The sequence below is a fragment of the Cupriavidus sp. 05N39 genome (assembly GCF_056397325.1).
Genome location: NZ_JBFTNE010000009.1, coordinates 99,536 through 106,539 on the forward strand (window position 1 = coordinate 99,536; position 7,004 = coordinate 106,539).

General features: G+C 61.9%; 9 protein-coding genes and 1 tRNA gene. 4 read left to right on the forward strand and 6 right to left on the reverse strand.

What is annotated here, in order from left to right; genetic code table 11:
* Positions 1 to 22: 22 nt before the first annotated feature.
* Positions 23 to 283: a hypothetical protein gene (locus tag AC1DN0_RS06785; RefSeq protein ID WP_441634923.1), complete on the forward strand. Its 261-nt coding sequence runs from the start codon at positions 23 to 25 to the stop codon at positions 281 to 283.
* Between the two features lie 66 nt (positions 284 to 349).
* On the opposite strand, the gene AC1DN0_RS06790 is transcribed toward AC1DN0_RS06785, so the two are convergent.
* Entirely contained in the window at positions 350 to 739 is a 390-nt protein-coding gene (locus AC1DN0_RS06790; protein WP_441634921.1) for a hypothetical protein, read from the reverse strand.
* A gap of 78 nt (positions 740 to 817) precedes the next feature.
* On the opposite strand from AC1DN0_RS06790, the gene AC1DN0_RS06795 reads away from it, so the two are divergent.
* The gene (locus AC1DN0_RS06795; protein WP_441634919.1) at positions 818 to 1,795 is read left to right on the forward strand and encodes a tripartite tricarboxylate transporter substrate binding protein; all 978 of its coding nucleotides are present in this window, start codon (positions 818 to 820) and stop codon (positions 1,793 to 1,795) included.
* 47 nt (positions 1,796 to 1,842) lie between these two features.
* On the opposite strand, the gene AC1DN0_RS06800 is transcribed toward AC1DN0_RS06795, so the two are convergent.
* Both AC1DN0_RS06800 and AC1DN0_RS06805 read right to left on the reverse strand, forming a co-directional pair.
* Positions 1,843 to 2,781 carry an alpha/beta fold hydrolase gene (locus tag AC1DN0_RS06800; RefSeq protein ID WP_441634917.1) on the reverse strand — a complete coding sequence of 313 codons (939 nt, stop codon included), beginning with the start codon at positions 2,779 to 2,781 and terminating at the stop codon, positions 1,843 to 1,845.
* Between the two features lie 13 nt (positions 2,782 to 2,794).
* Complete coding sequence (locus AC1DN0_RS06805) at positions 2,795 to 4,408, reverse strand: flavin-containing monooxygenase (RefSeq protein WP_441634915.1); 1,614 nt, start codon at positions 4,406 to 4,408, stop codon at positions 2,795 to 2,797.
* Positions 4,409 to 4,601: 193 nt separating this feature from the next.
* Between AC1DN0_RS06805 and AC1DN0_RS06810 the strand changes: the two genes are divergently transcribed.
* Both AC1DN0_RS06810 and AC1DN0_RS06815 read left to right on the forward strand, forming a co-directional pair.
* Positions 4,602 to 5,252: a TetR/AcrR family transcriptional regulator gene (locus AC1DN0_RS06810; RefSeq protein ID WP_441634914.1), complete on the forward strand. Its 651-nt coding sequence runs from the start codon at positions 4,602 to 4,604 to the stop codon at positions 5,250 to 5,252.
* Between the two features lie 164 nt (positions 5,253 to 5,416).
* Positions 5,417 to 5,602 carry a hypothetical protein gene (locus AC1DN0_RS06815; protein WP_441634912.1) on the forward strand — a complete coding sequence of 62 codons (186 nt, stop codon included), beginning with the start codon at positions 5,417 to 5,419 and terminating at the stop codon, positions 5,600 to 5,602.
* Between the two features lie 64 nt (positions 5,603 to 5,666).
* Here the strand turns inward: AC1DN0_RS06815 and AC1DN0_RS06820 are convergent.
* The 3 genes from AC1DN0_RS06820 to AC1DN0_RS06830 all read right to left on the reverse strand — a co-directional run bounded on the left by AC1DN0_RS06820 (position 5,667) and on the right by AC1DN0_RS06830 (position 6,854).
* A tRNA-Met gene (locus AC1DN0_RS06820) sits at positions 5,667 to 5,742 on the reverse strand.
* A 196-nt stretch (positions 5,743 to 5,938) separates the two neighbouring features.
* The gene (locus tag AC1DN0_RS06825; protein WP_441634910.1) at positions 5,939 to 6,151 is read right to left on the reverse strand and encodes a hypothetical protein; all 213 of its coding nucleotides are present in this window, start codon (positions 6,149 to 6,151) and stop codon (positions 5,939 to 5,941) included.
* 127 nt (positions 6,152 to 6,278) lie between these two features.
* Positions 6,279 to 6,854 carry a phasin family protein gene (locus AC1DN0_RS06830; protein WP_441634908.1) on the reverse strand — a complete coding sequence of 192 codons (576 nt, stop codon included), beginning with the start codon at positions 6,852 to 6,854 and terminating at the stop codon, positions 6,279 to 6,281.
* Positions 6,855 to 7,004: the final 150 nt, after the last annotated feature.

Below are 7,004 nucleotides of genomic sequence, written 5' to 3' on the forward strand. Positions count from 1 at the left end.
GAGTCAGCAAAGGGACTCTACAATGCTGCAGCGCGGCGCAGATGCCACGCCAGCCAGCCGTACAGGACGCATGACCATGATGTATTACGTTCTCGGATTTTTACTCTTCGAAGCTTTGTGGTTCTTCCCATTCAGGAAGGTCTTCAAGGCCGCGCATTTTGGTGGGCTGTACGCCTACCTGGCGCTGATCCCGCTCATCGGCCCACTGCTCTGCATCTGGATCCTCGCGGCCCGCCCCTGGCCGCTCAAGACCAAGCTCGTGCGCACGTTCTCCCAGACCTGACACGCGCGAGTTGCCAATCCCGGGCCGGCATGCGCCTGGCGCCAGACAAATCGCCAGGCGAAGGTTTCAGAAGTCGTGCTCTTCCAGCAACACGGGGTTCAGCGAGCGGTCCGCGGACCATTTCGCCCATGCCGCCTCCTGGATACGGCCAAGATTCCGCTCGAAAATACCCAGGTGGCTGCCGATCTGGCCCTGGGCCAGCGCATCGAGTGCCGAACGCGACACAAAGCCACTGCCTGCCACGCCGTCCGCCACGATGGAGAAGCCGATGAGCTCGCCATCTTCGGACGGGGCTGGAGTGTGTATCTGGAAGGCAGTCGACATCATTTGCTCACTTTGAATCGGAGACAGGATCCTAGCATGGCCGGCCTGACGCAATAGCGCCAGGGGCCCGGCCCGGGCCACCCGCACATTCATGCACGCCGTCATGGGAAGGGTATCGCCCGATTCCATCATCGGCCCCTCCTCCATGAGTATCCTCCTTACGCATTGAAAAGAGCACTTATCTGCTCATCACCGTCAGGAGGCACAAGCATGGATCGTCGTCATTTCCTTACCGCCGCGGTAGCCGCCGCGGCTGTCGGCTCTGCCCCCGCGTTTGCCAATAGCTGGCCGAGTCGTCCGCTGCGCCTGGTCGTAGCCTATCCCGCCGGCGGCGGTACCGATGTGGTGGCGCGGTTGTTCGCCGACTTCCTTGGCAAGTCCCTCGGCCAGTCGGTGGTCGTGGAAAACAAGCCCGGCGGCGCAACCATTCCCGCGACGCTGGACGTGATTCGCGCCAAACCGGATGGCCACACGCTGCTAATGACGCTCGGCTCCTCGGCTACCTCCGGCGCGCATATCAACAAGGTGCCCTATGACCCCCTCACGGACCTGACGGCACTGGCCGAAGCGGCGCGCGCGCCGGTGCTGCTGGTGGCAACCAAGAATGCGCCCTTCTCCACGCTCGCCGAGATGATCGCGTATTCCAAGAGCGCCAAAGCGCCACTGCATTCGGCTTCCTACGGCCCGGGCACGTCGTCGCACTTTGGCCCGCTGCTGCTCAACAAGCTCGCCGGCAGCAGGCTGGAGCCGGTGTTGTATAAAGGCTCGGCGCCCGCCACGCAAGACCTCGTGGGCGGCGTGGTGCCAGTGATGATCGACGGGCTGACCACCGCGGTACCGCTGTACCAGTCCGGCAAGACCAAGGCTCTGGCCATCACCACGCCGGAACGCTCGGACATGGCGCCGGGTGTTCCCACGTTCCGCGAGCAGGGATTTCCGGGCATGGAGCAATTGAGCGGCTACTTCGCGTTGTTCGGTCCCAAGGCCATGCCACCGGATGTCGTCGCCGCGGTCTCGGTGGCCATCCAGAAAGTGCTGACTGATTCGGCCTATCACAAGCGGCTGTTCGCGGTCGGTGTATTGCCGCCGCAGTCCATTACGCCGCCGGCCTTCGCCGCCCAGGTCAAGGCAGACTATTTACGCTGGGGGGAATTCATCAAGGAGATCGGCTTTACCATCGACGCTTAAGCCGCGGTGCTGGCGCGTGCGCAACGCGCGCGCCGGTGGTGCCGTCGTCAGAGCCGCGCGGCAGCCGCCGTGACCCAAGCCGCGGTCTTATCCGGAATCGTGACCGGCAGCATGTGCCCGCCCGGCACGAGTTCCAGATCCAGCGCCGGCAGTTTGTCCTTCATCGCCTTGCCGTGCGCCTGCCAGTCAAGCACGGCGTCGGCGGTCCCATACAGGATGCTGATCGGCAGGGTCAGCGATGCGTAGCGCTGCGCCATGCCGGGGAGATCCTCCGCCACGCTGACCATATCGGACGACGCGGCGTAGAAACTGCCGGGCCGCAGGCCAAGCAGCCCGCCACCGGCAATCGCAAAATCCTTGGGCGGCTGATCGGGGCTGAAAACCAGATCGAGCATTGCCCGCCCGCGCAAGATGGACCTGGGTACCGCCCATGTCCACGCGATGGCGCGACGCAGCGTGGCGGACGAGATCGACAACGCGCGGAACATGGGCGGCACGCCCTCCACCGGATGGGTCAGCGGCGCGATCAGGGCGAGGCCGCCGACCGCGCCGGGATGATCGAGTGCAACGCCCAGGGCAACCGCGCCACCCAGGGAATGGCCAACCAGCAGGGGATTCTCCACGCCGAGCGCCCGGATGAACTTGGCCACGACCGCGCTTTGCGCGCTCAGGCGGGCCGACATCGCCGCTGGCCTGGTCGAGTACCCCGAACCCGGCCGGTCGACCAGGATGACGCGGAACCGGCTGGTCAGCCGCTCCAGCAAGGAGTGCGAGAAATTCCCGGTCTGCCCGCCCAACCCGTGAACCATGACAATGACGGGGCCCTGGCCCTTGTCGATGTAATGAAGCCGGGCACCATCGATCTCAATGAACTTGCCCTTGGGCGGCAGCGCCTTTTCCACCTTGTGCGCGATGAGTCCGGTAAATGCCACCAACCCAAGCAAAACAATCCCACCGATGGCAATGCAGGCAATCAATATGGCCATTGCGTCTATCCTTTCAACTGTTAACGGAATCGGCGGCCATGCCGGCAGCCACCGCCGGGCCGGGCCGCATGGCGTCCGCGCCGGCGCGGCCGAACGCCATCTCGCTGTCCACGACCCTGCCGAACTTCAGGGCCATCAGGTCGAACAGGTAGTTCTGGTGGACCTTCCAGGGCCGCCTGGAACCCTGCTTGGGCAAAATGTTGCTGGCGCGCCGGACATAGCCGGAACTCAGCGACAACGAAGACTCCTCACCGGCAGACGGATCCGTGCGGCGCGGTGCGCACCACGCATGGCCATGCGCGTCCATATGATTGAGCAGGCGGCACACGTAGGTCGACGACAATTCCGCCTTCAGGGTCCAGGAGGCGTTCACATAGCCCATGGCGACCGCCAGGTTCGGCATGTCACTGTACATCATGCCCTTGTACATAAAGGCCTGCGCCGGGTTCATCGGGGTTCCGTCCACCTCGATCTTCATCCCGCCCGCCACCTTCAGTTGGAGTCCGGTGGCCGTCACGATGACATCGGCATCGAGCCGCTCGCCTGAGCGCAACTGCAGTCCGGTCTCGGTGAACGATTCGATCTGGTCGGTGACTACCGACGCCTTGCCGGAACGAATGGATTTGAAGAGATCGGAGTCCGGCACAAGGCAGAGCCGCTGGTCCCACGGCTTATAGGACGGCGTGAAATGCTTGTCGACATCGTAGTCCGGGCCGAGCTGCGCGCGCACACCCTTGAGGATTTTCTGCTTGACCAGATCCGGCTTCTTGCGCGACAGATTGTAGAAATACATGCCCAACAGGACGTTTTTCCAGCGCGTGACACGATGGGCCATCCCCGCCGGCAAACGCCGCTGCAACCATGCGGAAACGGCATCGCTCGACGGCCGTGCCACGATGTAGGTTGGCGAACGCTGCAGCATGGTCACATGGGCCGCGCGCTCCGCCATCGCCGGCAGCAGCGTGACGGCGGTCGCGCCGCTGCCAATTACGACCACGCGCTTGCCGTCATACGCCAAGTCAGACGGCCAGTGCTGCGGATGCACGATCTTGCCGCCGAAGCGCTCCATGCCAGGCCAGCCTGGCATATAGCCATCGGCGTAATCGTAGTAGCCACTGCACAGGTAAAGAAAGCTGCAGGTAAAACGGACCGGCGTGCCATGCGGACCGGCCGTTGCCTCGACTGTCCATCGCGCGGTCTCGGTCGACCACGACGCCTGCGTGGCGCAGTGGCCAAAGCGGATATGCCGCTCGATGCCGAATTCCCGGGCCGTACCGCGGATGTACGCCAGGATGGAGTCGCCATCGGCGATCGACTTTTCACTGCGCCAGGGGCGGAAACTGAAGCCGAGCGTATACATGTCCGAGTCCGAACGCACGCCGGGATAGCGAAAGAGGTCCCAGGTACCGCCGATCGCCTCGCGCCCTTCCAGGATGGCGAAGCTCTTGCCGGGGCAACTGGTTTGCAGGTGGTAACCAGCGCAAATACCGGAAAGCCCCGCCCCAACGATCAGCACATCGACGTGTTGCGCCGCGCCTTCATTTGCGGCGTGCCCCGCCTTCAACGCTTCGGCCGACGTGCCGGCATGGGCCTGGGAATGCGGATGTTCCGCGTTGCCTGATAGCATCGATAGTCTCCTGTTGACCAAACCGGGCCGGACGCTTGCCGCGCCGAATTATCAACGTGCATCCGTGTTGTCTTCAGACTAGACTAGGGTGTTCACCCTAATTAATCAACCGGGATTGCCAGATCTAGGGCTTACYCCTAAGACCCAGCGAAGCAAACATGCAGATGACGAAACATGACAGGATTGGCCGGCCATGACGGCGGAAGGTGCGCCGGCCCGGCGTCCCAAGACGCGCGAGCGCATTCTGGATGCCTGCCTGAGCCTGTTCAACGAGCGCGGCCCGGTCGTGGTCACCACTGCGGAAATCGCGTCGTCGGTTGGCATCCAGGAGGGCAACCTCTACTACCACTTCCACCGGAAGGAGCAAATTCTCGAGGCACTCTTCGACGATTTCGAGCGGGCGCTACGTGAGACCTCGGTAGCGGATCTGGCGCAGGGCGATGACCCCGGCCGTTTTGCAAGCTACCTGAGCGGCTGGTTCAGCCTGATGTGGGAGTGGCGCTTCTTTTATCGCGACGCGGCGTCCATCCGTGGCCTTGCACCGGCATTGCGATCACGCAGCGAATTGCTGGCCAACGATGGGCAGCATCATGTCCGGCGCGTGTTCGGCTGCATGGAATCCGCTGGACTGTTGCGTGCCACGCCCGAGCAACTTGACCAGTTGGTCGTCAACACCTGGATCGTGTCTACCTACTGGATCGACTATCTCCGGTCCCGTCATGGAATTGATTCCATCAAGCGGGAACACATCAGTTGGGGGGCGTCACAGGTGATGAGCTTGTTCTCGCCATATATGACGAAAACGGGGACGGCACTACTGAATATTCAGGGGGCGCGGGATTGACGACACCCATGACGCCATCTCTGCGGACGGCGGCATGGCGATCCCCACCATGGCCATCGCCATTGACGACATGCAGGAAAGCGAAATCGCTCTAAGGTGAAAGCTTGCCCCGCCTGCGCCATGACGGCATCCGGGATTCCTTGAGTCACTTACCGGAGAGGAACATGACAGTGACGCTCAGGTATTGGTCTGAAGACGGCGATGAGGAAACCGTCGATGTATCGTCAGTACAACTCCTGTTGCAGATGACACCCCACCCTCCTTCGCCATTGCCGAAGAGCGCCCCGGCCAGCGAAAAGAAGCCTGAAAAGTGGACCATCCCAGACGATCCCCCAGGTGATTTCGCCTAGCGTGCATGCGGCGGCAGGCCAAGCAAAAAGCCCGTGCGGCATGAACCGGACGGGCTTTTGGTGTTGGTTGCGGGGGCAGGACTTGAACCTGCGACCTTCGGGTTATGAGCCCGACGAGCTGCCAACTGCTCCACCCCGCGAAAGAGAATATACGCGGATTAAGAGCATCTGGATACCCCTAATACAAAAAGAACTGGAAAGTGCTAAGGCAAGCGGCCATTTGCGTAAGCAAGCGGCGTCTGATCCATGTGGCAAGTGAAGGACAACTGGCCTCGCGTGCGCCACATGTACATCGCACCTGCTCCACACTCGCCTGGAAAATATCTCCAAAAACGCTCAGCCATTGCCGTCTATCCACAGCTTCGCCCATTCATAGGCCGCCACCTTCGCGTCGGCGGACGAGGCATGATTGCGGCCAATCGACCTGGCATCCTGCACTACCGCCCCATCCTCCCAGATCGCGCACGACGCAATGTGCAATCCGTCCTTGATCGTCTTGCAGTAGACGTGGACGACATAGCCTTTGTATTCCGTGGTGCCGCTTTCCATCTGCGTCCTAGCTCCATTTCCATTTCGATGGATGCTAGCACGCGGCGCCTGCACAGCCCGGTGTCACAAGCGTCGTGCGGGCGAACCGGCCGCAGGCCGGTCGCATTCCAGCCGCTTGATCAGCGGATCAAGCGGCGGTCGACTTCTTGGCTGCCGCGCCAGCGGTGGCGCCTTCCTGCTCGGCGGCCTTGCTAGTGGCGACGGCTGCGGCCTGGAGAGTGCTTTCAGCAGTTTCAACGGCCTGCTTGGTTGCCTTCTGCACTGACTCGTAGGCGTTGTTGGCGGCGCTGATCGCGGACTTTACGATGGCAACGGTCGACTCGGCGCCTGCGGGCGCATTCTTGGCGAAGCTCTCGACGAGGGCCTGTATCTTCTTCGAGTTTTCAGCCAGTTGGACTTCGGCGACCTTGGTGAACTCTGACTGGGTCTCCGAGGCAATGTCGTACACGTGGCGGCTATACGCCATGGCTTTTTCGGCAATCGGCTGGACCAACGAGGCATGGATGGCCAGGATCTCCTGGGCATCCTTCGCGGCGAGCGCCTTCCTGGCGTTATCCACGTTTTCGGTGAAAGTCGTCTTGACCACTTGCAGGTTCAGTTCGACCAGCTTCTCAATACCTTCGAAGGCTTTGGTGGTCAGGCCGAACAGCGTTTCCACATTAGCCTTATGGACAGCCGCGACTTGTTCCGGGGTGAAGTTCATGCTGGTCTCCATGGGTTAGGTTCAACACTGTGCAAGGTAGGCTGTTTTGATGTCAAAGACATGACGCAGCCGACTTTCGCCGATCAGCCGTGATCGCGACGGATGACAATTTCGAAGCCGCAAAAGCAAAACCCCCCAGTACTTTCGTAC